At 50.0% G+C, this 208-nt stretch carries 1 pseudogene; it reads left to right on the top strand.

Annotation, left to right across the window (positions count from 1 at the left end):
* A pseudogene (locus tag ACI77I_RS32355) lies at positions 1 to 208 on the top strand (histidine phosphatase family protein); the annotation flags it as partial.

The raw sequence follows: 208 nt of genomic DNA, 5'->3' as shown, positions 1-208 counted from the left end.
CGTTCCAACAATCCGTGTTTAGGCCCCGCCGATGGCATCACCGTGCATGGAGGCGAAAGAGCAACAGACGTTGGGATTCGTTTAAACGCTTATTTTGATTTGAACAACACTGATGTGTTCACCAGCCCCACCACAAGAACAGTTCAAACATCCGACGCTATGCTAGGCAAAGCAAGCCTGCTATCCGATAGAGAGGCCATTTGCGGAA

Origin of the sequence: Pseudomonas sp. D47, assembly GCF_045447305.1 — a bacterium.
GTDB lineage: Bacteria > Pseudomonadota > Gammaproteobacteria > Pseudomonadales > Pseudomonadaceae > Aquipseudomonas.
The sequence above is the reverse complement of the archived record's forward strand: the minus strand, read 5'-3'. Positions and strand labels throughout refer to the sequence as shown.